Consider the following 25320-nt stretch of genomic DNA (forward strand, 5'->3'; position numbering starts at 1 on the left):
TGTCTTTTATTTAGTTTCCATCCAATTTTGCCCAGCGTGGATATCAACTATCAGCGGTACCATACCGGGCGTATTTTCCATCGCACTTGTATTTTTCGGCAGAGAATTTTCCATCGCACTTATAATTGTCGGAGCACTTTCCATCGCACTTCTAATTTTCGGCTGCAATTCTTCCCATTCATCGGGAGGTACTTCAAAGATTAATTCGTCGTGAACTTGCAGCAGCAGCCGCGCCTGATAGTTTTGCAAAATTTTGTGTACCTCAATCATGGCAAGTTTAATGATATCAGCACTGGAACCTTGAATGGGAGCGTTGGCTGCGGCCCGCAAAGATTGGGCATCATCTCTGCTGAGAGATTTAAGTCGATCGGAGTGAATGTCTTGGGGATTGCGGCCTTTTAAGTCGCGGAGGCTTTCGCTCTCGAAGTTTAAGTAACGGCGGCGGCCTAAAATTGTGGTAACGTATCCGAGGGCGATCGCCTCTTTTTTTACTTTCTCCAAATATTCAAAAACCTTACTATAGCGAGCGTTAAATTTAGCAATAAACTCCTTGCCATCTTTGGAAGTCTTGCCCATCGATCGCCCAAACTTGATCGCCCCCATACCGTAAACTACCCCAAAATTAATCGTTTTGCCAAACCTGCGCTCGTCTGGAGTTATTTCTTCCTTTTCAAACAAAAGTTGAGCCGTCACGGTATGCACATCTCGATTATTTTGATAAGCTTCAATTAACACAGGTTCTTGACTCAAATGAGCCAAAATTCGGAGTTCAATTTGAGAATAGTCAGCCGACACCATCAGCCAACCTGATTCCGGTAAAAAAGCTTTGCGAATTTGCCGCGAAAACTCAGTGCGGATGGGAATATTTTGTAAATTGGGATTGGAAGAAGAAAGCCTTCCCGTACCCGTTGCTGTTTGGTTGAAATCTGTATGCACTCGCCCGGTATCCGCACGCACTAACTGCGGCAAAGCATCGACATAAGTTGATTTCAACTTGGATAATGTTCGGTGTTCTAATAAATCGTCTACAATCGGGTGGTCTCCTTGCAATTTATCCAATACAGCGGCGTCTGTAGAGTATCCCGTCTTAGTTTTGCGAGACTTTTTCTGAAACTCATCCGGGATTTTTTCTAACAATATTTCGCTGAGTTGTTTCGGGGAACCTAAATTAAACTTTCTCCCCGCTGCTTGATAAGTTTTTTCTTCTATTTCTTTTAAACTCTTTTCTAGCTGCTGCGATAGTTCTTGCAGATACGCTGAATTAATGCGAATTCCGCAGTATTCCATTTCTGCTAAAACTGGCTCTAGGGGCTGTTCTACTTCCAGCAGCAACTTCTGCAAAGACTTATCGGGAAAGCTAGATTCATCAGCTTCCTTCAATTTGGCTTTAAGTTTACCTACTAACTGAAATGTGGTGTACACATCCATGCCACAGTAGTCTGCGACTTTTACAATACTGATGTCAGCAATTGTTTTGTTTTTCGGCACTAATTCATTGTAAGTTTTAGCAACAATGCCTAAGTATTCCCTTGACAGTTCGCTGAGACTGTGGCTGTTTTCGGGATTGAGTACGTAACTGGCTAGCATGGTGTCGAAGACGACTCCTGCTAGTTTGATTCCTTGACAGCGCAGGATCGATCGATCGAACTTAGCATTTTGCAGCGCCTTGGGATAATTCTCGCTTTCCAAAATCGGACGCAAAGCATTTAAAACTGTGGCTTTGTCCAAGTTTGTGCCCGTTTTGTGTCCCGTGGGAATGTAAGCCAGATCCTCTTCGCCGGTTCCCCAACAGCAGCCAATTCCGACTAATTCGGCGTCTCGCGGTTCGATGGCGGTAGTTTCGGTATCCCACGCCACGGGTGAGGCTTTGTCGGTGCAGGTTTGCAGCAGTTCGAGTAATTCGTTTAACTGTTGGGTTGTTTGAATTATTCGGGGTTTAATTGGCAGTTTTTTCTCTTGCTGGGCGGCTTTGGTGTCTGCAGGACTAAAAAACCACAAGTCGTCGTCTTCGTCTTCTGAACTTTTAGAAGTTGCAGTTAACTTATCTATTGTGGGGAGTAGGGGTTGGGCATCTTGCCCGCCCTTTGCAACAGGCAAGATGCCTGTTCCACTGTCGGCAACAGGCATCTTGCCTGTTCCACTGTCGGCAACAGGCATCTTGCCTGTTCCACTGTCGGCAACAGGCAAGATGCCTGTTCCACTCTCGATAGAATTGATTGTGGGGTGGGCATCTTGCCCGCCCTTTTCTAATGGCTGTTCAGGGCCGCCAAACCGTTTTTGAATTTGTTTAACTTTCCCTAAAAATGTCTTAAATTCCAACTTTTCCAGCATTGGAATCAAGGCTGATTCGTCAAAACCTATAAGCTGGCAATCTTCTAAGTTAATTTCTAATGGCACGTCTTGGACAATTGTCGCCATGCGTTGAGAATGATAAGCAGCTTCTTTGCCTTCTTCTAGCTTTTTCTTAGTTGCTCCTTTAATCTCGTCGATGGCTGCATAAATTCCATCGAGGGAATTGTAAGCTTCCAGCAATTGCAGGGCGGTTTTGTCGCCGATGCCTTTGACTCCGGGAATGTTGTCGGATTTGTCGCCGCAGAGAGCTTTGTAATCTACTACTTGTTCGGGCAAAATACCGAGTTTGGCTTTGACTTCTTCCGGGCCGTATTCTTGGGATTTGCCTTTTCCCGATCGCCTGAGTTCATCCGTACTCAAATACAATACGCTGATTTGTTTGTCGGTTTCTACTAATTGAAACAAATCTCGATCGCCGGTGAGGATTTTGACCTGATAACCCGCCGCGCTGGCTTTGTTTGCCAAAGTTCCCAAAACATCGTCTGCCTCGTAGCCTGGAGCAGTTATTGCAGGTAAATTCAAATAGGTGAGGAGTTCTTGCAGGTTTTTGATATCCGGCTTAAAATCTTCGGGTGTTTCGGCTCGACCGGCTTTGTAGGTGTCGTCTGCTTCGTGGCGAAATGTGGGTGTGGCGAGGTCAAAGGCGATCGCCATGTACTGGGGGTCGTGGGCCGCCATTACTTCCAGCAGCGACTTGAGAAAGCCAAAACAGACGCTGGTGGGAATGCCTGTCGTCGTTCGCAAGCCTCCGTCTCGACTTTTGGCAAAGGCGAAGTAGGAGCGAAAGGCCAGGGAGTGGCCGTCAACTAAGATGAAGGTGGGAGCTTGATTTTCCGACACAGACACAAATACCGATCGCACGAAAGGATTTTCTCATTGTACTCAGTTGTCAGTCTGCATCGATCGACCCTAGGGATGACCGACAGACTTGAGAACGCTTGACCAAGAATTTCAAAGGTGGTACCCGCCACGTGATTGATCCGTGGAATCAATCCAGAATCGAAAATCGAAAATCCTTGCGTCCCCCGCATTTATCTCGCGCAAGTCAATCTAAAATCTAAAATCTAAAATCGCGCAATCGATTGACACTCGATCGGATCTCGGCTTAATGTGCAGCTTGGCTGAGAATAGTACAAGATGTTAAGTACGATTCCCTACGGGATAGCTGCGCTTCACGCGAATTTACCAACACCTGCCCGAAGCCTATGGCTGACATTAATCGATGCTACGAAATCCTCGAAATTGAGCCGGGAAGTTCCCTAGAAGAAATTAAGCGCGCTTACAGGGATTTAGCGTTTGTGTGGCATCCCGATCGGTTTGCCAACAACGATCGCCTGCAACAAAAAGCTCAACAACGATTAACAGAAATTAATCAAGCTTACCAGCAGTTGGTGTTGTTTCTGAGTCAGCCTGAATCGAGGTCGATCGAACAACAGTTTCAGCAGCCACCGCCCCCTGCGCCGGAAAAACCGCTGAGAAGGCGTTCTGGAAAATCAGCCGCCAGGCCTGGTCAAGAGCGCCGTCAAACCCGTCCAAAAGCGGCCTCCAAAAAATTTCTAACTCAAAAAACCTCTTCAAGAAAGAAACGATTTACCACTCACAGTCGCCCTGGGTGGCGGGGCACAAAGCAACCAGGGCGAAGCGTTGCGAGGAAAGCAGGGCCATCTCAAAACTATCGAAAGCTTACTTCTAGAAGGAAAACAGAATTTTCAACTCAATACTCAAAACCGCGAATCCCGCCGAGGGAAGTGCGGCCATCTCAACAGTATTCAAGCTTCCCTTGGTGGCCGCTGGCAATCGCCGTGGTGAGTTACGCTTTGACCGGTTGGATTTTGACGAAATCAGCCGCCCCGCTGTGGATGTGGGCTTTAATCTGCGGTGCAGATTGGCTGTGGGCCGCGATTTTGCTGGCGGAGGGTTCGGCAACGCCTAGAGTGTGGCTGGCGGCGTTAGTTTTGGCTGGGGCGGTGGGGGGATCGATCGCTGGTTTTCAGGCGGGAGGAATGGTCACAGGGGCTGCTTGGGGCGCAGTTGGGGCTGGTTTGGGGGCGATCGCCAGTTCTGAGGCCCAGTCTCGGGCTGTGGCTGCTGTTTTGGCTGTAGGGGGAGTGGTGACAGTGGTGGGATTGATGGCTGGAACGGGTTCTGGGAATTGGGTTAAGGCGTTGGTGACGGCCGCGTGTTGGGCGATTGTCGGTTTGACGTGCGGGCTGGCGGCGGAAGTAGGCGTCAATTCTGGCGGCCCCGTCGGGTTCCGAGGTGCGATCGGGCTCTTGATTGGGGCGTGGGCGGGGGTTTTGGCTGGGGCTAGTTCGGGGGAGATGGTCGAAGCCTTGGCTATCGCCGGGTCTAAGACTGTTTATGGGGCTTGGGCTGCGATCGGCATTATTGCTGGAGTTGTGGCGCGGATGGTAGCTGCTGAAAGGTCGATCGACACTGGCAGTGCGCTTTATACGTTTATCCTGTTGGTGGCTGCTTCCGGTTTTGGGCTGTGGCTGGGAAGTTGGTTGGGCGATCGGATCTTTTAAATTAGTCAGTTGTCAGTTGTCAGTTGTCAACACTCAAGAGTCAACAGTCAACAATCAGGAGCATTGCAACCGGAATTGATCTAAATCCCAGCACTTATCGCTTTTGAGCAGCGCTTCAAACTCAGCCCTTGGCAAAGCCTGACTGAAAAGATGGCCTTGAATTTCGTCGCATTCGTACTCGCACAAAAAATCAAGTTCCTGCTTATTTTCTACCCCCTCAGCCACCACCGTCATGTTCATGCAGTGTGCCATTTGAATAATCGCTATTGTGATCGCTGCATTTTGGCGATCGTCTCCAATGTTGCGAATAAAACTCTTGTCAATTTTGATCGCATCAAACGGAAAGCGTTTTGGATAACTCAAAGAAGAATATCCCGTCCCAAAATCATCAATTGCTATCCTAATCCCCATATCTCTCCACACCATCAAAGCTTTAGCTGCTGCAATTTCGTCTTGCAAAACCAGACTTTCCGTCAGTTCTAATTCCAAACACTTGGGATCGAGAGCGGTTTCTGTTAATATCTCCCTGACTCTTTCCGTGAAATTTTTGCGCTCGAATTGACGGGCTGACACGTTAACTGCGACTCGCAGGGGCGGTAAACCTGCTCTTTGCCATGTTTTAGTTTGCCTGCAAGCAGTCTCTAATACCCATTCACCCAACGGCGCAATCAAGCCCATCTCTTCAGCCATTGGAATAAATTCCCCCGGAGAAACTCGCCCCCGTTCTGGATGATTCCAGCGCACTAAAGCTTCAGCACCAATAATTTTACCTGTTTTAATTGCTATTTGCGGCTGATAGTAGATTTCAAATTCTGAGCTTTTTAAAGCATGGCGCAGGGAAGTTTCTTGAAGAAGTGTATTGATGAAATAATTAGCTTTTTTTGGCGTATAATAATGATAAGTATTCCCGCCTTTCTGCTGAGATTGATACATTGCTATATAAGCATTTTTCAGCATTTCATCTCCGTCGGTGCCGTCTCCGGGATACAAGCATATCCCCATACTAGCCGTGACATAGACTTCGCAATCTTTGACAATCATACATTGGGATACAATATCTAAAATGTTTTGAGCAATCTTAGCCACATCCTGTTTTTCTGCAACTGGTTTAAGAATCAGCGCAAATTCTGCCGCTTCCAAACGAGCAACAATATTAATGTTTTCCATGCAGTTAGTTAGCCGCTGGGCGATGGTGCAAAGCACTGAGTCGCCTATATCGTGTCCCCAGGTACTGTTAATGCGGTTGATTTTATCTAAGCTAAGCGTGACAACTGGAACGACTCCTGACAATTCTTTTTTATCCTCTAATACTAGACTTAACTTTTCTCGCAAAAATGAACGATTAGGCAGGTTCGTCAAGCTGTCATACTGATGTCGGTAGAGTGCCAGTTGAATAGTTGTATGCAAGTTTTTTTCTTCAAATGGCTTGACAATATAGCCAAACGGTTTTGTACTATTGACTCGTCGCAAAGTAGTTTCATCGGCATAGGCTGTCAGATAAACTACCGGGATTTGAAATCGCAAGCGAATTTCTTCCGCTGCTGTAATGCCGTCGATTTCTCCTTGGAGATTAACATCCATTAAAACTAAATCCGGGCGGAACTTGGCGGCAGATTCAATCGCTTCTTCTCCCGAATAGACCATCCCAGTTATTCTATATCCTAGAGATATCAAACTGTCGGAAATGTCTTCCGCAATGATGCTCTCGTCTTCAACTATCAGAATTTTTTTGTTGGACACTAAATTTTCTCCTTAGAGTGCAATTTGGGCTGATAAAAGGTTATTCTAAAAGTCGTGCCAGCAGTTTCTAACAGTTCTATTCCCCCCCGGATTTGCTTGACTAAAGACCCGACCAATCGCAAACCCAATGTTCGGGCTTTGCGATAATCTAAGTCTTGAGGAAAACCAATTCCGTTGTCACTCACGGTTAGCACGCAAAATCTGTTATTATCTAAAGTGAAATCTATGTTAATTTTACCTTTAACTTGTCCTTTAAAGGCATATTTGAGGGCGTTTGTCACAAGCTCGTTGATAATTAACCCGCAAGGAACTGCCGTATCAATATTGAGAGAACACGGCGCAATATTTGTTTGCAAATTGACGCCTTCTGCATGATTTTCATAAGCTTGGAATAAATTGTGGGCGAGATTTTGGATGTATTCAGCAAAGTCAATGTTTGACAAGTCTTTGGATTGATACAATTGTTCGTGAACCAGGGCCATCGATCTGACTCGGTTTTGACTTTCTTTTAACATTTCACTAACGCGGCTGTCTTGAATGTAGCGAGACTGAAGTTTCAGCAGGCTAGAAATAACTTGGAGGTTATTTTTGACGCGGTGGTGAATTTCTTGGAGAAGGACTTCTTTTTCGGCGAGGGAGGCTTTGATTTGATCCTCATCCCGTTTGCGATCTGTAATGTCGCGTACTACAGCTTGGAGAAATTTTTGTCCGTTAATTTCCATTGCGTTTAACAGAACTTCGGCAGAAAATTCTGAACCGTCGAGTCGTTGGTGTACCCAGTCAAATCGACAGCTACCTATGAGCATTGCTATGTTCATTTTCTGTGCAGCTAAACTGGCTGAATCTTGTCCGTTAGGCTGAAATGGCGGGGAAAATTCCCTCGGATGCTTGCCGTAAAATTCTTGTTTGTTGCTACAGCCAAATATTTTTAAGGTGGCGGGGTTGCAGTCAAAAAACTCATGTTCTTCGTCAAGCAACATTACTGCGTCGCTGGTGGCTTCATAAAGGCTGCGAAATTTGTGTTCTGATTCTTGCAACGAGCAGATCAATTGGTTCTTGAGAGCTTCCGCACGCTTGCGATCGGTAATGTCTATTCCTACAGAAACTGCTGCGGTTCCCTGATGATATTTCTGAGCTACTATCAAATAGTTGCGGACAAAACCGTTAATTTCTATTTCTATTTCTTGGCAGGTTTGCTGAGATGAACTGTTAAAAAAAATTCGGATCAGTTCTCCGAAAGTTGAGCCTTTGTCGAGAAAGTTGATTTCTTGACCGACAAAGCTTTCAGGAGACAGGTTGAATGAGGTAGCTAAGTGCTGGTTGACTCCAATATACCGCAAATCGGAACCGATCCAAGAAATCAGTCCGGGTACGGCATCCAAAACGGCGCGAAGTTGGTCTGTAGCTTCTTTGAGTGCTTCTTCCGATCGCTTGCGATCGCTAATATCTGTCGCCGTTCCGCACAAGCCTAAAATAGCGCCGTTTTCAGCTTGGTTGACGATGCTGTTGACGCGCAGGTGGACGGGAGTACCGTCTTTGCGAAGGTGCACTGTTTCGTAAGGAGAATTAGCGATTTGTGGCTGAATTTTGGTTCTCGCTAAAAGTTGGGCAAATATTTCTCTTGGTCTATTTTCTCGATCGGGAACTAAAAAATCGGTGAAGCGCCGTCCGATCATTTCTGGCGGTTCGTAACCGTAGATGCGTTTGGCGGCGGAATTGACAAAAGTCAAGAGGCCTTCAATATCGATCGACCAAATCAATTCTTGGGAGGTTTCTACGAGGTTGCGGTACTTTTTTTCGCTTTCGGCAAGTGCTGCATTGAAGACTGCCGTTTGCTGCTGAAGTCTGTCTTCTAATTCTTGATTTGCCGTTTCCAGAGTGGCAATGGACTGCTCGCGCTCGGTAATTTCAGTAGAAACACCCACTGTGCCGACAACTTCGCCGTTTCCATCTCGCAGGGCTGCCGATCGAATTTCGTGAATAAAATGCCCCTGTCGGGCATTCCAAGTGCGATCGTTTCCTGCTAGTACCTCGGCAATATTTTCTAAGATATCTGGCTGGCTGCTGTAAACTTCAAAAATCGATCGCCCGACAGTTGCACCTGGTTTGAGTCCCAAATTTTCTAATCCTTTCCCCGCTGCCAGAGTTAACTTGCCTTCTCTGTCTGTTGCCCACAGGAAAATTGGGGCACAACTGACAGCGGCGTGAAGGGTTTCGTTGGCAAGTTTTAGCCGATCGATTTCTGCGTGAAGCCGATCGCGCGTGCTGTTTAATTCTACCGTTAGTCGATCGGCTTTTTGCTGCCAAGTAGCAGCAGTGTCGCACATTTCTGCGATATTGGGAGAACGACAGATGGATTGGTTGCAGTGTGACATGGTTACTCTGGGATGCACTGTATATTTAACCCCAGCCTATCTTTTAAGCATAAACTTTTTCAGTCAAATATTACAGTTAGCTGCGATACTCATCCGAGCAATATGCGATAGTTTAAAGCTAGTTTCAAGGATTCAGGAATTCTAGCTCGCTCAGGGTTTCTGGCGACTGTTCAGAAATTGACAATTAAGTGAATAATGCCTGCCAATCGGTACTTCTACTGTAAGTATGTGTAGTTTTACAAAAATAACTCCCGCAATTATTCGGCTTGCACAAAAACTAGAATTGTAAATTTATTATATTTTTTGCGTATATTCACGCACCGAGGAATCGGGAATCGGGAATTTGGAAATATAGGCAGCGTGCCGGACGGTTAGGACGCGCTTAATTGCACTTTTCCCATGCGTATCGCCTCTGCCTTCTTCCTTCTTCCTTTTTCCCTCTTCCCTCTTCCCTCTTTCTTCCATCCGCTACATCCGTTACATAATCCGTTGCCGAACTTCCTTATTCCTTCAATTAATTCCCCAAATTTTGATATTTTTGTCTGTACTGCCGCTAATAATATTTTCGCCATCGCTGCTAAAAGTAAGACAAGTAACAGAGTTTTGATGTCCGTTGAGAGTGTGAATAAGTTCGCCGGTACTGGCCTTCCAAAATTTGATATTACCATCCGCACTAGCACTGACAACAGTGCGTCCGTCGGGACTAAAGGCGATCGCATTTATCGAGTTAAAATGCCCTGCCAAAGTGATTGAACTATCTGGATTCGATAGCTGCCGCAGTTGAATATTTCTGTCCCAGCCGCCGGTAGCCAACGTCTGCCCGTCTGGACTGAAAGCCAGACAATTCGCATAACCTTTAATTGTTTGGAAGCATTCTCTGCTGCGGAGGTTCCACAGTTTAATTGTACCGTCAGAACTGCTGCTAGCGAGAGTTTGTGCGATCGGGCTAAAAGCAAGACTAACAATTCCTGCTTTATGAGCTCCCCAAGTTAAAAGACTGCCAAAAGTACAGATTAACTTTCCCGTCTCTAAATTCCAAATTTTGATAGTAGTATCTGCCGAACCTGTGGCGATAACTTGACTGTCGGGACTGATAACAATTGCGCTAATTTCCCCTTCATGTCCGAGGGAAGTATGCCGCAATTCTCCACCCTGCCAAATTTCGATCGCGCGGTGTTTCGGAGTATTTCTGCTCCTCACAAAAACTTCGCTTTCTTGGCAAAGGACAAAAGTTTCTTGAGCGCGGGGATACTTGTCAACAGTATAGAGTATTTCTCCTGTCTCTACATCGCAAATTCTAATTATTTTCCCGTGCAAACTCGCCGTGCGATCGCCTCCGGGACTAATCGCAACATTTGTCCCAGTTTTTACACTGCGAATGCAGTCAAAAAGCTTGTAAGGCACGAATTCTTTTAAAGCTTGGCGCACTACAGGTTCTGTCCTCTGTCGCAAAATTAAATAAGCAATTCGCTGCACTTCTGCTGCGGGGTCAAGCAGCGCCTCAATTGCTAAATTTAAACCAGCGCCTCCGTATTTAGGAGCATCTTTAACAGCGGCAATCCGAGCCTCGATACTAGGACTGTTGAAGCGCTGCTTGACCCCGGCGATGCCTCCCAAAACAGCGGCGGCGATCGGGATTTGACTTTGACCGCCGAGGACGGCATCATATTCTCTGGGTTGGTTAGAATTGTCGGATATCATACGATTTTAGATTTTAGATTTTAGATTTTAGATTGAAGAATTGGAGGATTGAATCAAGCGAACTCACGGATAAATCGGGGGAATTGTTATCGGATACTGTGTTGTTCATTTCTGCACAGATGAATCCGGGGGCTTTTACCCTGGCTGCTTTTGCTGACGCTCAAACCTCGTTTAAGCTCGCAACTTCAAACTTGTTGACTCTTGCTGTTTATAGTATTATAATCAAATTAGCGTTTCACACAAAAATCCGAAAGTGATATGTCACACTTCACAACTATCAAGGTTCAGATCAAGAACGGCGAACTGCTCCATCAAGTGTTGGAAGAATTGGGTTATCAAGTAGAGTGCAATGTGCAGGTACGGGGTTATCGGGGTGACAAAACTAATGCGGAGTACGTGATTCGGCAATCCAATGGTTACGATTTGGGTTTTCGCCGCAGCGGAGAGGATTACGAATTGGTGGCGGATTTTTGGGGCGCTCGAATTAATCAGCAGGAATTTGTCAATTCAATCAGTCAAAAATACGCGCGCAAAAGTTTGATGGCGGCGGTGCAGTCAGAGGGTTTTCATGTTGAAGAAGAAGAAACTTTGGCAGATGGAACGGTGAGAGTTGTAGTGGGTAGATGGGTTTAAGAATCGGGCTTTGTGAACTCGTTTTTATGTAGTCAGGACTTACGCAGAATCGGGTTAAAATCAGATTTTTTCGTAAGTCCTAGTACCAATAGGAGAATCACCATGAAATTCGATCGCCCTGAACAACAAATTCAACAAAGTTGGGAGGCTAATGCTGGCGCATGGATACAGGCGATCGACCAAAATCAGATTGAAAGTCGCCGCGCAGCAACGGATGAGGCTATTCTGCAAGCAGTGCTGCGCTATAAGCCTCGGCGTGTTTTGGATGTTGGATGCGGTGAAGGTTGGCTGACGCGCGCCCTAGCAAAGCGCGGTGTTGAGGTTGTTGGAGTTGATGGTTGCGCTGCTTTGGTCGATCGAGCTTGTGAGAAAGGAGGCGGTTGTTTTCAGGCGATCGGCTACGATGAGATTGTTGCCGATCGAGCGATACTCGGTCAACCATACGATGGAATTGTCTGTAATTTTTCGCTACTGGGTGAGGAAATTGGAGATTTATTGCGATCGTTACGCAAAGCAACAGTCTCAGACGGACATCTGTTAATCCAGACAGTTCATCCATTCACAGCCTGTCAGGAACAGCCCTATGTTGATGGATGGAAAACCGAGACTTTCGACAACTTCGGCGGAGCTTTTCGAGAGCCGATGCCGTGGTATTTTCGCACAGTTAGTTCGTGGTTTCAACAAGTTTCGGAAGCGGGTTGGAGGGTATGTGAATTCGAGGAATCGATACATCCACAGACGAAGATTCCTCTTTCCATGCTGCTGATTTGTCAGTCAATCGGCGATTGAAATCTTGTCAAACGGACTCCGATCACAGGGGGACTGAAGAGGGAATTTTGTATGATGCGATCGACGCGATATAATTATAACAAACAAGTAAACGAATATTAGCAAAAAAAGTTAATTACTATGAACATTACAGAGCTAAAGACAGCAGTAAGGGAACTTCCAGGAAATGAACTCGCAGAGTTTATTGAATGGCTTAATGAGTTCCAAGCCACTCTCGCCGATCGCCAGTGGATCGATACTGTACGAGTTAAGATAGATGCTGCTGTTGCCATGTCCGAACATACTCCACCGATTGATGGCGAAACCTTTATTGCAGGGATTTGCGATCGTTTCCAGCAAGCGCGCGAGACTCAACAATGAAAGACATATTTTGAACGCCCGTTTCAAAGATCGATCGACGCGATATAATTAGAGCAAACAGGCAAACGAATATTAGGAAAAAAATTTACTTACCCATGAACATTACAGAACTCAAGACAGCAGTAAAGCAACTTCCACAGAATGAACTCGCAGAGTTTGTCCAATGGTTTGAAGAATTCCAAGAAGCTCTTTGGGATAGGCAAATAGAAGAGGATCTAAAAGCAGGCAAATTCGACCCATTGATTCGACAAGCAGAGCAAGCATTCCGCGAAGGAAAGTGTAGGGAAATTTGAAGCATTTTACAACCCCTGAATTTTGGGAACATTACCGTCAACTGGCAAGAGAAATTCAAGAATTGGCAGACAAAAACTATGAGTTGCTGAAGGCAGATCCGAAGCATCCATCGCTGCACTTCAAGCAAATTGGAAGTTTATGGTCTGTGAGAGTAGGAAAAAACTACAGGGCGTTAGGTTTTGACAAGCCAGAAGGGGTTTTATGGTTTTGGATAGGTTCTCATGGTAATTATGATGCGATACTCTATCGCAAATAGCACAAATTTACTCCTCCAAGTCCACCTGCTTAACCGCCTCTAAAGGTATATCTAGCGCTTCGGCAATTTGCTCGTCGCTCAAGCCAAACTGCCGTAATTTCTCTATTGTTTCAATCTTAGTTTGATTTTTGCTTTCCTGCTGCAAGTCGGGAATTGCCGGCGGACTTTTATCTGGGGTAGGAGTGGTTTGTTCGGAACCCATGTTTACACAACCGATTATATGATTACTATTAAAACTTCGATTGCCCAAATAAATATTTAGATTACCTTGCCGTTCTACGACTGATTTAAGGTTTTTTTTATCAACTTCTTCATCAAAGATATCAGATAACATTTGCAAAAGCTCATAACCCACATCCTTAGCATGACCCGCTGAACAACCACAATTTTCTGCAATGTCATCATACTTTTGACGCTTCAGCGTTCCTTCGATAATTCCGCGCTGCAAGTCATTTAAACGTTTGCGTGTCTTGGCGTAGACAGCATCATCTATAAATTGAAGTATTTCTTGGAGGCGCATCATCCGGGATGTGGGAGGACATTAGTTATTATAGCCGACTTGATCCGTCTCGCTCCGTCTTTTTCCGTTGTTTACAATAACTTAATAAAAATCCGTCTTTTTCCGCTTTTAAGTTGGGGGCGATTAGTTTACTATAAGCCAAAAATGGGGTAAGTTTTGGCTCCACACATATTTGCTCGGTAGCTTTGCGAAATTAGTAGCTTCTGCCTTTAAAAGATATGGCAATATGTGGAAAAACCAAACAAAATGTCCGAACATTACTAACTAAAGGAGAACTACTGTGAACAGCAAAATTGATGAGGGAACGTTAAACAATCTGCCAGAAAGTCTGCAACTTGCACAAAAAGCGATTGATACTGAAGAAGTGCAAGAAATTATCAAACAACTGGCAAAATACAATCTTGGGGTATGTATGCCACATATGCACACAAATAACAACGGATTTGTAGAGCTACCAAAGGATATGATTCAAGTGGAGCGGCAGTTAGTCACTTCTTTCGTTCACTCCTCAGAGGTAGATGATAAAACCATGATTCCGGTGGTGTGGAGGTACATTGATGGTGTAGTTGTAAGTGCTTCAAGCTGTAGAATGTGTGAATAATTCTCAAAGAGCGATCGCCCTAACCAGAAAACCACAGTGCGATCGCCCGCAACTACCAAATCGTTTCAATGTCAGGAATATCATACGGCCGCGCGATCGCAACTAAAATGCGATCGCGCGGCAATTGCTCGATCGCCTGGATGATGCAACTATCAGTCAAACAACCGGACTCACTATTGAGGATGTGCGGAATTTGCGATCTGCTCGAAATTAGAGCCAAGTTATCCACCTGCTTTCAGCCACCCAAAAACCTGCTCCACAGTCAAATCTAATGTTAAAAAACTTGGCACGGGCAACCGATCTTGTCCCGTTAACTCAACTGGTTCTCGTCCGGGAATAAATGCTAAAATAAACCGTTCCTCTGGATCGATTAACCATCCGAGCCCAGTCCCGTATTTCAAACAGTGTAAAATATTACTAATCACCTTAGTTGCTTTCGGGTCTGGGGATAAAATTTCTACTGTCCAGTCGGGATGAATTTCAAAGGAATTCGGAACTTCGCCATCCGCTTCAAAAGTGATTCTATCCCAAGCAAATACTGTAGCATCAGGTACAATAGAACGCCCGCCAAAAGTACAGCGCAATTCGGGAAAAGCAAGAGCAATTCGTTCTGTTTCCGCAACTAGATTAACAGCGTTGCAAAACTTGAGTTGCAAACGAGAATGTTTGCCTTGAGGCATGATCTTTTGGTGAATGCGTCCGTTAATAAATTCACACGCAGGTTGAGTTTCCGGTAGTTTGAGGAAAGCTTCGAGAGAGAGAGAAATGGGAAGTGCTGCTGTCATCGCTTTGAATTCGGTGTCATTGCCACTCTGCCATAATTTTATCATTAACTCTATTCTGTGTTTGTAGAGCGATCGCCCTTTCCCAAAAAACCCTACCTCAAAAACAACTTATAAGCCGGATTCTGACTCTCATCCCCATACTGATAGCCCAGCGTATCCAAAAAAGCCTGCCACTCCTGCATCTCATCTGGCGGCACCTGAATTCCCACCACAATTCGCCCGTAATCTGCGCCGTTATTTCGATAGTGAAAAACGCTGATATTCCAGTTAGGGCTCATCGAACCGACAAACTGCATCAACGCACCGGGACGTTCGGGAAATTCAAAGCGATAAAACAATTCATGATTTGCCAGCATCGAACGCCCGCCCACCATATGCCGCACGTGCAATTTCGTTAATTCATCATCAGTTAAATCCAAAGTTTTGAAGCCGCAATCTTCAAAACTTGCGGCTATCTTTACCGCATCGGCACGGTTTTGAATTTGTACGCCGATAAAAATATGCGCTACTTTCTCATCCGCAATTCGATAGCTAAATTCAGTTAAATTGCGTTTGCCCAGACATTCGCAAAACCTGCGGAGACTTCCCGGTTGTTCGGGAATTGTGACTGCAAAAATGGCTTCGCGGCGTTCGCCAAACTCGGCTCTTTCTGCTACAAAACGCAGCCGGTCGAAATTCATGTTCGCGCCGCAAGCAACAGCAATTAATGTTTGTCCTGCGATTTGTTCCCGTTCGACGTAAGCTTTCGCACCTGCGATCGCCAAAGCACCAGCAGGTTCTAAGATCGATCGCGTATCTTCAAAAACATCCTTAATCGCCGCGCAAACATCATCCGTATCCACCAAAATAATCTCATCCACATATTCCTGACACAGCCGAAAAGTTTCCTCCCCAACTTCTCGCACAGCAACGCCGTCAGCAAATAAACCCACCTGCGACAAACGCACCCGTTTACCCGCTTTCAGCGATTGATTCATGGCATCGGAATCCACCGGTTCGACGCCAATAATCTTAATTTCCGGCCGCAACCGCTTGACATAAGCTGCAATTCCCGAAATCAATCCGCCGCCGCCAATTGCCACAAAAATCGCGTGAATTGGTTTTTGATGTTGCCGCAGAATTTCCATGCCGATCGTACCCTGTCCGGCAATCACGTAGGGATCATCAAAAGGGTGAATAAAAGTCATACCTTTTTGGGCCTCTAATTGACGCGCAAAGGCGTAGGCATCGTCGTAGGTATCCCCATGCAAGACCACCTCTCCACCACGGGCTATCACCGCATTTACCTTCACCTGCGGCGTCGTTACGGGCATGACTATGATCGCGCGAGTTCCCAGGTGGCGGGCGGCGAGGGCGACTCCTTGGGCGTGGTTGCCGGCGGAAGCTGCAATGACACCTTGTGCTAGCAAATCCGGCGACAGTTGCGCCATTTTGTTGTACGCACCCCGCAGTTTGAAGGAAAACACCGACTGCATATCCTCTCGCTTCAGCAAAAGTTTATTGTTGAGCCGTGCTGATAGATTCGGGGCGGATTCTAGGGCTGTTTCTTGAGCAACATCGTAGACGCGGGCGGTGAGGATTTGTACTAGGTAATCGCAAAGCATGGGGTTAGCAGGTTGGTTGATGCCGGATGGTGGGATAATTGTACGGCACTTGTGTTAGTATTTTGCGGGGAATTGGCGATCGCCAGTTTTCAATAATAACTTTTCGCTTTTGGAACATAAGGAGCCTGAAGACTATGAATAATATTTTGTTTTTGCCGTTTCCCCGGTTATAAAATCCGGTTTATGAGCGTATTAGTCCGTAATCCTTGATTTAGTATGTAAAATCATGAACGTACAAATTACAGATTTGCGTGCGGTTGACCAGCCAAAAATTCAACAGGTAGCTAAATTAATAGTTGAAGGTTTTAAAGAGCATTGGCCCGATGCTTGGCCCGATCTAAAATCTGCTTTGCAAGAAGTGCAAGAATCTTTGGGAGGCGATCGCATCAGTCGAATTGCTGTCGCCGACAGCAATCAAGTTTTGGGATGGATTGGCGGGATTAGACAGTATGACGGTAATGTTTGGGAACTGCACCCGCTGGTAGTGAGAACCGAATTTCGCGGACAAGGAATTGGTCGATCGCTAGTAGCCGATCTGGCAGCAGAAGCTAAAAACCGGGGAGGGCTCGTGCTGTGGGTGGGTACCGACGACGAAGACAATCAAACAACTCTTTCAGGCATCGATCTTTATCCTAACGTTTGGGAACACGTCGCCAAAATTAAAAATTTGCGCGGTCATCCCTACGAATTTTATCAAAAAATGGGTTTTGCGATCGTCGGAGTGATGCCCGACGCCAACGGAATTGGCAAGCCAGATATTTTCATGGCAAAGCGGTTGTAAAGTTTAAGCTGTTGAGCATTTAAATAGAATGTCAACAAACAATTCGGTGTCTTGTGGGGTGGGCGTCTCGCCCGCCCTGAATATGAACTTTAAATGCGTGACAGCTTAATGTTGGTTCTAAATTTACTGACAGGTAGCTTGCCAATCCAACACTTAGCAAAATTAGTTGTTGAAAGTTTCCCAGAAAATCCGTCTAGTCTGGACGTGCGAACCCCGTTCGAGGGTCGCTAATAAACAAACCCAGAACTAACGAATCCATCACCGTATCCCAGACAGGAGTCAAACGTTCAGCATCATCAACCCAGTAATCAAAAGTAATCAAACACTGAACATTAGAACCCAATCCGATACAAATTCGCGAATAAGCTTCCCGCTGTTCTGGAGGGTCGATAAACTTAAATTCAGTCCAAACAATGCGGGCAGTTTGCCGCTTGAGTTGGATAATGTCCCCAGGAGCGATCGGATTTCTGGTATCATCTTCAACCACCTTCTGTAATAGCGGCACCAGCGGAAAATTTGCCCAGTTATTAGGTGGTAGCAAATTAAACGAAACCTCCAAACGACAATCATCATCCGGCGGCTTTTTATCCGTAAATCGGAACGAATTAGTATCCGGTTCAAAATGCCAATCTTCCGGGACATCAAAGCGGACAGCACCTCTTCCTGCCACAAAAATCCGAGTTCCAGGCTTTGACTTCCAATTGTGGTTTTCTTTAAGCTCTAGAGTTTCCTTGAGCCATTCTTGCTTTTTGCGCTTAGACATAAACAGAACACCAAATTGCTGCTAATGTGTAGTTTTAGACCTTGCAAACACATTTTACTCTATTTTGCTCGCCGTTTGCTCAAATATAACAATCCTTACAAAAATTATGAATTCCTCTCTACTCTATTCCTCTGTGTTCTCTGCGCCTCTGCGGTAAAAAAGAATTCCTTTCACAATTTGCTAACTTTTATTTTTCACTCTTGGGAATCACATACCTAATTCCGCCTTTATTCCCCGGCGCATCGCCCTTATAACGGGGGATAACATGAATAGCCGCGTGACTGCGACTTTGACCGGCCTGTTTATTAATATTGATACCCACATTAAACCCGTCTGGCTGAAAAGTTTTACTTAACATTTCTTGCACCTTGTTAGCCATAAACCAGCAAGCCGATTGCTCTCGAAACGGCAGTTCAAAATAATTGGCAACGTGACGCTTGGGGATAATTAAAACATGACCTTTGCTGGCGGGATAACCGTCAAACATCGCATAAGCTGTTGCTGATTCAGTTAGCAAAATTAGGTTTTTATACGGATTGCAGAATATGCAGTTATTAGTAGAATTCCTTTGATGGTTGTAATGCACGTATTTGTAAATTTCGCAAGACTCATCTAGGTGAACTGGCTTAAATGGAAGTTTGACAATGCACTGATATGTAGGTTTTTTGTGGACATAATGTTCTCGAAAGCCTTCTTTTTTGATATCCCTTCTCACCGCAAAATACGCATTCCCTCCAGGTTTCAAGAGGTGCGACACTTCCATCAAAACATTAGCTTGTTCTTCGGGAAACAAAACATTCAAAACATAAAAGCAAATGATGGTGTCGAATTTATCTTCGGGGAATTCCGGGAAATAATAAGGGTCATAACCCGCAATATCGAAGCCTTTTTGCTGCAACAATCTCACATCGCTGCCCAATCCGCACCCAAAATCTAAAATTTTGCCTTGCAGCAAATTTTTATCTAATAAAAATCTGGCTGGAAATGACAGGTAAATTCGTTCGATTGCCGTCAGGTGGCTGAATTTATTTTGTTGCTTTTTCATGGCGGCATAAATTTGATTTAAATATTCTTCAGTCCGCGCACCATCCGGGCGAGAGTTTGTGTAGTACCGATTTCAAGATCCGAATGTTATCTAAAAATTTTACCATTATTGCAGTTTGGCGATCGCCCCTTTGTCCACCAACACCTTACCAGTCACCAAATCCCGCACCGTCGCCAACAAAACCCGCCTCTCATCCACCTCAAAACGCACCGAAACCCTGTCAATTCCCAATACTCCGGGCGGGTCCAAATGCGCGACGCAAACCTCCTGGTGGTGGCTTTCCAGAGACCGAAAATCCGTTTTTTTGTTGAGCAAACTGCTCGTCATTTGCCCTTTTTCGTTAAAAATAACCTCCGCTTGCGATACCTCCGCAACTTCCCCAATATCTAACCGAATTTCCCTTTGTCCTTCAATAGCCACTTGCAGCGTCAACTCTTCATAACTTTGACAGGGATACTTCATTTCCTTGCTAAATATCGGCGAATAATCATAAGCTTTAGCATAAGGTTCCCAGAGGCGAATTGCATAGCTGTGCCGCAAATAATCGTCAACACTCGCTAATTGTGTCAACGCTAAAGCACCGTGCGCCACTGCTTCAAACGGCTTGTCAGCTTTGACTTTTTGCCGCCCAAAATACGAAACTACTAAATTAGATACAGCCGGAATTAGAGAAGTTCCTCCTACCAGCAAAACCTGTTCTATATCTGCTTTCCCGATACCTTTTCCCTGTGCAATGCTCAGCACTTCATCTAAAGCTTCCCGCAACTGTTCTAACAACTGCCTAGATTCCAGAATTTCCTCAAGCTTGTCTCGGTTTAGCTGCAAGTCATAAGACATAAAATTTTCATCGTCCAACCAGCTTTCCTTCGCCTCATTAACTTGAGAAAGTTGAATTTTTAATTTTTCCGCTATTTCTAATAAATTTTGCCAGCCAATTGGGCCGACTTCTGCACGCGACGAACCAATTTGCCGCAAATAATCTTCGACAATCCAGATGTCAATATCTTCGCCGCCGACATAAGCATCGGATTTTGCCAATACTTCGGCACGCACCCCCCCCAGCCCCTCCTTGCTAAGGGGGGGTAAGGAGGAGCTTACAGCAGTACGGACTAAACTTAAATCTAAAGTTCCCCCGCCAAAATCAACTACTAAAACTAGAGAACCGGGGCGTTTTACTGCATATCCCAGGGCGGCGGCTGTGGATTCATCTATTACCTGAACTTCCGCAACTCCCAAATTTTCTCCTAAGTCGCGAAACCAGTCTAGATATCGCTCAAATGCTCCGACGGGTACTGTGAAAATTACTTTTTCTGGCTGTATATTTTGTAAATATAATTGTTTCCAAATAGTTTTGATAAACTGTTCTGCTACTAATTCGGCTGTGTAGGTGCCGCCGTCGATATTGCGGGGCGGCGGCTGAAAGTCGGCTGCTAAATCGCGTTTGAAAGCTTTGAAAAAACGGTCTGGCTGTGACTGTCCCAAACGCTGCGATCGCACTTTTTCTCCCAACACTAACTCCCCCGCACTTTTCACAAATACCAAAGTCGGTACTACAGGTATTTCTCGGACATCTTCACTCGATTTATGCGTTTTGAAAATGCGGGATATCTCCCCCAATCTCAAAGTTTCTGGTGTTTGCGTATCCGGGTTGAGAATGCAGACAACCGTGTTGCTGGTGCCGAAGTCAATGGCAACTGTAGTCATGGTGATTTTAGATTTTAGATTTTAGATTTTAGATTTTAGATTTTATTTTTCCTGCGGCCCTGAGTGGTGCAGCTAACTTTACTTTATAGGACTTATGAATTTACTCTATTTGTAGGGTCGCATTGCGCCCCTTACTTAATTTTTCATTCCCGCTGGCAGGGTGCGGCTAACTTTAGCAGGAGCAAGAATTCGCTCTCCTTCCCGATAGCCGACAAACCGAATATAAACTAATTCTCCTTCTGTTATATCCTCAACATCCGGCTGGTGCAACTGCGGATTGTAAGCAGTTTGTTCCCACGCAGAACCGATTGTTTCAAAATCCCAGCTTGATAACAGGTTTTCTAAGGGAGTAAACAAAGCTGAGAGATTTTTGGCTGGCATATCCGGCTTGGCTTCTGCCATTTTGCGGGCTGCAGGATAGTTTGTTAACAAAGTTTGCAACTGTTCAAAGGTAGCGCGGCGAAAATCGGCAGTTAGTTGAGTTTTTTGCTGCTGCAATTCTTCTCGCAGCCGGAAACACTGCTGCCTCAATTCTTCTATTTCGCTGGGATTATTTGTGATTGTAGCCGACATTGGCAGCGCGCTCAAAGTGCGATCGAACTCTTGGAAATTCAAATTCAGCACTGTTGCCAGCCGCCTCAGTTGGTCTAGCTTGAGATTTCCCACGTCTCCCTGCCGCACTAAACGCACCGCGTAGCGACTTAAGCCTGCTTTTTCGCCTAAATCTTGCCAATCGAGAATGTCTAGCTGATTCATGCGTTCCCGCAGAATTCTATCGTACTTAAACTCGATCGCATCTCCCGCCTCAGATGCAGCATAAAGGTAGATTAAAATTAGAAAAATGCCCCCGACAGCCAGCGCGAAGCTGAAGGCAGGCACTGTTGTTACATCAACTGTTGCACCCAGGATCTCAAACATCTTTAACTCTTCTAAACTTGTTTTAAAGTCTGCGTTTGTTCAACGACCAAATTTTCTTCGCCTTCGTAGTATTCTGGCAGCAAGTCTTGAGATTCTACTTTTCCGAGAGCTTTTTCAATTCCGGCGGTGGTTTCGGTGCAACTCGAACCAGTGGCGTTGAGGACGGTTTCGGTTATTTTGCCGTCTTTGCCGATGCGGTATTCTATTTGGCGGTATTCTGCCATAATTCTGCCTCTTGGTTTAATGCTTGAGTGTTGACTGTTGAGTGTTGAGTTATATTATAGATTCTATTTACCAATTATTCTAATGAATTTTTGTAGCGACAATGCAACCGGGGTTTCGCCGGAAATTATGGCGGCGATTGCAGCGGCTAATTGCGGTGCTGTGATGTCTTACGGAGATGATGAATATACACAGCGTTTGCAAGTTAAATTTTCTGATTTGTTCGAGAAATCTGTGACTGTTTTTCCTGTTGCAACTGGTTCTGCTGCTAATGCGCTAGCCCTTGCGGTTGTCACTCCTCCTTACGGGGCTGTTTACTGTCACGCCGACTCTCATATTAATCTAGATGAATGCGGCGCGCCGGAGTTTTTTACAGGCGGTGCAAAGTTAGTGACATTAACAGGAAATCACGGTAAAATAGACGCAGAGAATTTAGGAAAAATTATCGAGAAAGCTGGTGCAGGTGTCGTCCACCACGTACAGCCCGCAGCCGTCAGCATCACTCAAGCAACGGAAGCCGGCACAGTCTACAACCCAGCGGAAATTTCCCATATTTCGGAAGTAGTTCGCAGCCACAATTTGCACCTGCACATGGATGGAGCTCGCTTTGCCAATGCTGTCGCCAGTCTTGGCTGTTCTCCTGCTGATGTTACCTGGCGCGCCGGTGTCGATATTCTCTCCTTTGGAGCGACAAAAAACGGCGCGATGGCTGCGGAAGCTGTGGTTTTTTTTAATCCAGAATTGGCAAAGACTTTTCCTTTTTACCGCAAGCGCAGCGGCCATCTTTTCTCGAAAATGCGGTTTTTGTCGGCGCAGTTGGAAGCGTATATAACGGATGATTTGTGGCTGAAAAATGCGGCTCATGCAAATAATATGGCAGCAAAATTAGCCCAAGGTTTGGCAGGTGTTGAGGGAGTAAAGTTTTGCCATCCACTTGAAGCTAACGAGATTTTCATGCAGATTCCCGAATCGATAATTGCAGCGGTTTTAGCTGAGGGTTTTCAGTTTTATCGGTGGGGCAGTGAAGCTGGATGTACTGTTAGACTGGTAACGGCTTTTAATACTCTGGAAGCGGATGTTATTGCTTTCGTGGAAGCGGTTAAAAGACATCAGTAATTATTTCGTAGGGGCGGGTTTTACCAATAATACCTGCCAGCTATGAACAATCTAAGAAACCCGCCCCCACCTAACAAATAATCTACATCAACCTTGATTTATATTAAATGCAAAAAATAGGCGCGGGAATTTATCGTTTGGTGGGGGCGGGTTTGAGAGATTGTTGGTTATTTACAATTATTGTTGGTGAAACCCGCCCCTACAGTTTAAATGCAAAAAATAGGCGCGGGAATTTATCGTTTGATGGGGGCGGGTTTGAGAGATTGTTGGTTATTTCTGAGATGTTGCACTATTCTCAATTATTTGTTTAGGAACAGGCAAGATGCCTGTTCCACAAGAAAATTCACTCTTTGTGGAACAGGCATCTTGCCTGTTAAGTGAGAATGGTGCAAGATGTGTGTTATTTACAATTATTGTTTGTGAAACCCGCGCCTACAATTTAATAGGTTCAGGAATAGGTTCTGCAACTGCGGCTAGTTCGGGTTCAACTTCTGCGAGATGTGCTTCTAAAAGCGCCAGATTTCTCATGTTTGATTTATAAAAAGCATCGAAGATATCTCCGACTAAAGGTACTGAACCAACCACGGCTTCTAGACCGATATTGTAAACCATTTTGCCTAGAGTTTTTTGGGGAATGTTGAATCGAGTTGCTAAATAAATTAGGTAGGCGGAAAACGCGGTATCTACGATATCCCCAGCACCCGGAACTAAACCGATAATGGGGTCTAAACCAATGCGAAATTTAGTGCCGGGGATGCCAATGGCGGTATCCATCAGGCGGCTGAGTTTGCGGATGCGGTTGAGGGTGGCGAGACGCTCTATGTTGTTCATATTATTATTGTTGAACTAGGTTGAAAATTTGAAATCTGCCGGAAGACGGAAAAAAACATCTAGAAACCGCTCATTTTCCATCTTCGCTAATATGCTGAATTCCCCATTCGTGCATGGCATTAATAATCGGTTTGAGACTTTCGCCCAAAGGCGTTAGCGAATATTCAACTTTCGGCGGCACTTGCAGGTAAATTTCCCGATGGACAATTGCGTCTGATTCCATTTCCCGCAGTTGCTGCGTCAGCATCTTCTGAGTAATGCCGCTGACAGCTCGTTGCAGCTCGTTAAAGCGCTTCACTCCTGGAAACAACTCCCGCAGAATTAAGACTTTCCAGCGCCCGCCAATCACCTCTAGAGTGCGTTCTACAGGGCAATTTGCTCGATCGACCTTTACTTCTTGGACTTGCATAGTATCTTTTTAGTAAGTACCGCACTTTTAAGTGCGTACTATCCATAATAGCTTGACTGGGTTTAAAATAAAAACATCAAAGAAATACCCGATAAATTTCACTGAGGATTGAGAAAATGATTACCGTTAGAAAAAGTGAAGCAAGAGGACACGCTAATCACGGTTGGCTGGACAGTTACCACACATTTTCTTTTGCCGGCTATTACGATCCAAATTATATGAATTTTCGCTCTTTACGGGTAATCAATGAAGATGTCGTTAGCCCCGGCAGAGGTTTCGGCACTCACGGACACAGCGACATGGAAATCATTACTTATGTATTAGAAGGAGCATTAGAACACAAGGATAGTTTGGGTACCGGTGCAGTGATTAAACCCGGTGAAGTGCAGCGGATGACTGCGGGTACGGGTATCCAGCACAGCGAGTTCAATAACTCGCAAACAGACCCGGTTCATTTACTGCAAATCTGGCTGTTACCCGATACAAAAGGCTTGCAGCCGAGTTACGAACAGCGGGAGTTTCCCCTAGCAGAAAGGCGCGGAAAACTGCGCTTAGTGGCGGCGCGAGATGCCAGAGATGGTGCGGTGAAAGTGCATCAAGATGTGGATTTGTATGCGGCTGTTTTGGATAAAAACTCGCGGGTTTCTCATGATTTGCAGCCGAATCGCCATGCTTGGGTGCAAGTGGCTCGCGGCTCGGTTTTGCTGAACGGTTTGCCTTTGGAAAATGGCGACGCTGCGGCGGTTAGTGGCGAGTCTGAATTGGCGATTGAAGCTACTGCAGATGCTGAATTTTTGCTGTTTGATTTAGCATAGAATTGCACAAAAAATCCCCGATTTATTGAAAAAATCGGGGATTTGAAATTACTCGGCGGTTGAAACCGCTACTACAAAAATGAAGTCCGCGCAACGCGAGACTAAGGATCGCGAATTAAATAACTTACAATTTTAATTGTTATTGTGGGATGGGCGTCCCGCCCGTCCTTAAAAGACG

General features: G+C 45.4%; 24 protein-coding genes and 1 pseudogene. 11 read left to right on the forward strand and 14 right to left on the reverse strand.

Annotation, left to right across the window (positions count from 1 at the left end; translation table 11 throughout):
* Positions 1–6: 6 nt before the first annotated feature.
* The gene (gene polA, locus QUA50_RS07250; protein WP_333261867.1) at positions 7–3213 is read right to left on the reverse strand and encodes a DNA polymerase I; all 3207 of its coding nucleotides are present in this window, start codon (positions 3211–3213) and stop codon (positions 7–9) included.
* Between the two features lie 344 nt (positions 3214–3557).
* Between polA and QUA50_RS07255 the strand changes: the two genes are divergently transcribed.
* Positions 3558–4880, forward strand: coding sequence for a J domain-containing protein (locus QUA50_RS07255; RefSeq protein WP_333261864.1), 1323 nt, complete (start codon positions 3558–3560; stop codon positions 4878–4880).
* 54 nt (positions 4881–4934) lie between these two features.
* On the opposite strand, the gene QUA50_RS07260 is transcribed toward QUA50_RS07255, so the two are convergent.
* The 3 genes from QUA50_RS07260 to QUA50_RS07270 form a co-directional block, all read right to left on the reverse strand.
* Positions 4935–6620, reverse strand: coding sequence for an EAL domain-containing protein (locus QUA50_RS07260; protein ID WP_333261861.1), 1686 nt, complete (start codon positions 6618–6620; stop codon positions 4935–4937).
* Positions 6620–8995 carry a PAS domain S-box protein gene (locus tag QUA50_RS07265; RefSeq protein ID WP_333261858.1) on the reverse strand — a complete coding sequence of 792 codons (2376 nt, stop codon included), beginning with the start codon at positions 8993–8995 and terminating at the stop codon, positions 6620–6622. The genes QUA50_RS07260 and QUA50_RS07265 overlap by 1 nt, the downstream gene beginning before the upstream one ends.
* A gap of 510 nt (positions 8996–9505) precedes the next feature.
* Positions 9506–10696, reverse strand: coding sequence for a WD40 repeat domain-containing protein (locus QUA50_RS07270; protein ID WP_333261855.1), 1191 nt, complete (start codon positions 10694–10696; stop codon positions 9506–9508).
* Between the two features lie 258 nt (positions 10697–10954).
* On the opposite strand from QUA50_RS07270, the gene QUA50_RS07275 reads away from it, so the two are divergent.
* From QUA50_RS07275 to QUA50_RS07295, 5 genes are all read left to right on the forward strand, one after another.
* Positions 10955–11329, forward strand: a complete 375-nt coding sequence (locus QUA50_RS07275) for a DUF1257 domain-containing protein (protein ID WP_106148246.1) — start codon at positions 10955–10957, stop codon at positions 11327–11329.
* Between the two features lie 102 nt (positions 11330–11431).
* Positions 11432–12118 carry a class I SAM-dependent methyltransferase gene (locus tag QUA50_RS07280; RefSeq protein WP_333261849.1) on the forward strand — a complete coding sequence of 229 codons (687 nt, stop codon included), beginning with the start codon at positions 11432–11434 and terminating at the stop codon, positions 12116–12118.
* A gap of 120 nt (positions 12119–12238) precedes the next feature.
* Positions 12239–12478 (forward strand): hypothetical protein, encoded by a 240-nt coding sequence (locus QUA50_RS07285; RefSeq protein WP_333261847.1) that lies wholly within the window; start codon positions 12239–12241, stop codon positions 12476–12478.
* A gap of 95 nt (positions 12479–12573) precedes the next feature.
* On the forward strand, positions 12574–12771 hold the full coding sequence (locus QUA50_RS07290) for a hypothetical protein (protein ID WP_333261844.1): 198 nt from the start codon (positions 12574–12576) through the stop codon (positions 12769–12771).
* The gene (locus tag QUA50_RS07295) at positions 12768–13028 is read left to right on the forward strand and encodes a ParE family toxin-like protein (protein WP_333261843.1); all 261 of its coding nucleotides are present in this window, start codon (positions 12768–12770) and stop codon (positions 13026–13028) included. Before QUA50_RS07290 ends, QUA50_RS07295 begins: the two co-directional genes overlap by 4 nt.
* Before the next feature lie 7 nt (positions 13029–13035).
* Here QUA50_RS07295 and QUA50_RS07300 read toward each other — a convergent pair whose 3' ends face one another.
* Positions 13036–13551 carry a hypothetical protein gene (locus QUA50_RS07300; RefSeq protein WP_333261841.1) on the reverse strand — a complete coding sequence of 172 codons (516 nt, stop codon included), beginning with the start codon at positions 13549–13551 and terminating at the stop codon, positions 13036–13038.
* 277 nt (positions 13552–13828) lie between these two features.
* Here QUA50_RS07300 and QUA50_RS07305 point away from each other — a divergent pair, with 277 nt between their 5' ends.
* On the forward strand, positions 13829–14149 hold the full coding sequence (locus QUA50_RS07305) for a hypothetical protein (RefSeq protein ID WP_333261838.1): 321 nt from the start codon (positions 13829–13831) through the stop codon (positions 14147–14149).
* A gap of 109 nt (positions 14150–14258) precedes the next feature.
* Positions 14259–14363 (forward strand): annotated as a pseudogene (locus tag QUA50_RS29225) (Rpn family recombination-promoting nuclease/putative transposase); the annotation flags it as partial.
* Between the two features lie 7 nt (positions 14364–14370).
* On the opposite strand, the gene QUA50_RS07315 reads toward QUA50_RS29225, so the two are convergent.
* Positions 14371–14979 (reverse strand): Uma2 family endonuclease, encoded by a 609-nt coding sequence (locus tag QUA50_RS07315; RefSeq protein ID WP_333261833.1) that lies wholly within the window; start codon positions 14977–14979, stop codon positions 14371–14373.
* 47 nt (positions 14980–15026) lie between these two features.
* Complete coding sequence (ilvA, locus tag QUA50_RS07320) at positions 15027–16559, reverse strand: threonine ammonia-lyase, biosynthetic (RefSeq protein WP_333262069.1); 1533 nt, start codon at positions 16557–16559, stop codon at positions 15027–15029.
* Positions 16560–16764: 205 nt separating this feature from the next.
* On the opposite strand from ilvA, the gene QUA50_RS07325 reads away from it, so the two are divergent.
* Positions 16765–17319, forward strand: a complete 555-nt coding sequence (locus tag QUA50_RS07325; protein ID WP_333261830.1) for a GNAT family N-acetyltransferase — start codon at positions 16765–16767, stop codon at positions 17317–17319.
* A gap of 193 nt (positions 17320–17512) precedes the next feature.
* On the opposite strand, the gene QUA50_RS07330 is transcribed toward QUA50_RS07325, so the two are convergent.
* The 5 genes from QUA50_RS07330 to QUA50_RS07350 all read right to left on the reverse strand — a co-directional run bounded on the left by QUA50_RS07330 (position 17513) and on the right by QUA50_RS07350 (position 21973).
* Positions 17513–18082, reverse strand: a complete 570-nt coding sequence (locus QUA50_RS07330) for a hypothetical protein (protein ID WP_333261827.1) — start codon at positions 18080–18082, stop codon at positions 17513–17515.
* Positions 18083–18269: 187 nt separating this feature from the next.
* Positions 18270–19127 carry a bifunctional class I SAM-dependent methyltransferase/HIT family protein gene (locus tag QUA50_RS07335; RefSeq protein WP_333261825.1) on the reverse strand — a complete coding sequence of 286 codons (858 nt, stop codon included), beginning with the start codon at positions 19125–19127 and terminating at the stop codon, positions 18270–18272.
* A 105-nt stretch (positions 19128–19232) separates the two neighbouring features.
* Positions 19233–20831 (reverse strand): Hsp70 family protein, encoded by a 1599-nt coding sequence (locus QUA50_RS07340; protein ID WP_333261822.1) that lies wholly within the window; start codon positions 20829–20831, stop codon positions 19233–19235.
* A gap of 135 nt (positions 20832–20966) precedes the next feature.
* Complete coding sequence (locus tag QUA50_RS07345) at positions 20967–21749, reverse strand: helix-turn-helix transcriptional regulator (protein ID WP_333261819.1); 783 nt, start codon at positions 21747–21749, stop codon at positions 20967–20969.
* Positions 21750–21760: 11 nt separating this feature from the next.
* Positions 21761–21973, reverse strand: coding sequence for a DUF2997 domain-containing protein (locus QUA50_RS07350; RefSeq protein ID WP_333129970.1), 213 nt, complete (start codon positions 21971–21973; stop codon positions 21761–21763).
* A gap of 82 nt (positions 21974–22055) precedes the next feature.
* Between QUA50_RS07350 and QUA50_RS07355 the strand changes: the two genes are divergently transcribed.
* Positions 22056–23087 (forward strand): low specificity L-threonine aldolase, encoded by a 1032-nt coding sequence (locus QUA50_RS07355; protein WP_333261816.1) that lies wholly within the window; start codon positions 22056–22058, stop codon positions 23085–23087.
* 432 nt (positions 23088–23519) lie between these two features.
* On the opposite strand, the gene QUA50_RS07360 is transcribed toward QUA50_RS07355, so the two are convergent.
* Both QUA50_RS07360 and QUA50_RS07365 read right to left on the reverse strand, forming a co-directional pair.
* On the reverse strand, positions 23520–23918 hold the full coding sequence (locus QUA50_RS07360) for a DUF4112 domain-containing protein (protein ID WP_333261813.1): 399 nt from the start codon (positions 23916–23918) through the stop codon (positions 23520–23522).
* Positions 23919–23988: 70 nt separating this feature from the next.
* Positions 23989–24327: a helix-turn-helix domain-containing protein gene (locus QUA50_RS07365; protein WP_333261810.1), complete on the reverse strand. Its 339-nt coding sequence runs from the start codon at positions 24325–24327 to the stop codon at positions 23989–23991.
* Positions 24328–24443: 116 nt separating this feature from the next.
* On the opposite strand from QUA50_RS07365, the gene QUA50_RS07370 reads away from it, so the two are divergent.
* Complete coding sequence (locus QUA50_RS07370) at positions 24444–25142, forward strand: pirin family protein (RefSeq protein ID WP_333261807.1); 699 nt, start codon at positions 24444–24446, stop codon at positions 25140–25142.
* Positions 25143–25320: the final 178 nt, after the last annotated feature.

Source organism: Microcoleus sp. M2_D5 (genome assembly GCF_036701935.1).
Classification (GTDB): Bacteria; Cyanobacteriota; Cyanobacteriia; order Cyanobacteriales; family Microcoleaceae; genus Microcoleus.

What these genes read in the sequence shown, in the direction of transcription:
- QUA50_RS07345 (WP_333261819.1), bottom strand. Translation starts at nt 21,749, where the DNA reads ATGTTTGAGATCCTGGGTGCAACAGTTGATGTAACAACAGTGCCTGCC.
- QUA50_RS07350 (WP_333129970.1), bottom strand. Translation starts at nt 21,973, where the DNA reads ATGGCAGAATACCGCCAAATAGAATACCGCATCGGCAAAGACGGCAAA.
- QUA50_RS07255 (WP_333261864.1), top strand. Translation starts at nt 3,558, where the DNA reads ATGGCTGACATTAATCGATGCTACGAAATCCTCGAAATTGAGCCGGGA.
- QUA50_RS07360 (WP_333261813.1), bottom strand. Translation starts at nt 23,918, where the DNA reads ATGAACAACATAGAGCGTCTCGCCACCCTCAACCGCATCCGCAAACTC.
- QUA50_RS07355 (WP_333261816.1), top strand. Translation starts at nt 22,056, where the DNA reads ATGAATTTTTGTAGCGACAATGCAACCGGGGTTTCGCCGGAAATTATG.
- QUA50_RS07335 (WP_333261825.1), bottom strand. Translation starts at nt 19,127, where the DNA reads ATGAAAAAGCAACAAAATAAATTCAGCCACCTGACGGCAATCGAACGA.
- QUA50_RS07265 (WP_333261858.1), bottom strand. Translation starts at nt 8,995, where the DNA reads ATGTCACACTGCAACCAATCCATCTGTCGTTCTCCCAATATCGCAGAA.
- QUA50_RS07290 (WP_333261844.1), top strand. Translation starts at nt 12,574, where the DNA reads ATGAACATTACAGAACTCAAGACAGCAGTAAAGCAACTTCCACAGAAT.
- QUA50_RS07300 (WP_333261841.1), bottom strand. Translation starts at nt 13,551, where the DNA reads ATGATGCGCCTCCAAGAAATACTTCAATTTATAGATGATGCTGTCTAC.
- QUA50_RS07330 (WP_333261827.1), bottom strand. Translation starts at nt 18,082, where the DNA reads ATGTCTAAGCGCAAAAAGCAAGAATGGCTCAAGGAAACTCTAGAGCTT.
- QUA50_RS07275 (WP_106148246.1), top strand. Translation starts at nt 10,955, where the DNA reads ATGTCACACTTCACAACTATCAAGGTTCAGATCAAGAACGGCGAACTG.
- QUA50_RS07325 (WP_333261830.1), top strand. Translation starts at nt 16,765, where the DNA reads ATGAACGTACAAATTACAGATTTGCGTGCGGTTGACCAGCCAAAAATT.
- QUA50_RS07285 (WP_333261847.1), top strand. Translation starts at nt 12,239, where the DNA reads ATGAACATTACAGAGCTAAAGACAGCAGTAAGGGAACTTCCAGGAAAT.
- QUA50_RS07340 (WP_333261822.1), bottom strand. Translation starts at nt 20,831, where the DNA reads ATGACTACAGTTGCCATTGACTTCGGCACCAGCAACACGGTTGTCTGC.
- QUA50_RS07315 (WP_333261833.1), bottom strand. Translation starts at nt 14,979, where the DNA reads ATGATAAAATTATGGCAGAGTGGCAATGACACCGAATTCAAAGCGATG.
- QUA50_RS07280 (WP_333261849.1), top strand. Translation starts at nt 11,432, where the DNA reads ATGAAATTCGATCGCCCTGAACAACAAATTCAACAAAGTTGGGAGGCT.
- QUA50_RS07270 (WP_333261855.1), bottom strand. Translation starts at nt 10,696, where the DNA reads ATGATATCCGACAATTCTAACCAACCCAGAGAATATGATGCCGTCCTC.
- QUA50_RS07365 (WP_333261810.1), bottom strand. Translation starts at nt 24,327, where the DNA reads ATGCAAGTCCAAGAAGTAAAGGTCGATCGAGCAAATTGCCCTGTAGAA.
- QUA50_RS07370 (WP_333261807.1), top strand. Translation starts at nt 24,444, where the DNA reads ATGATTACCGTTAGAAAAAGTGAAGCAAGAGGACACGCTAATCACGGT.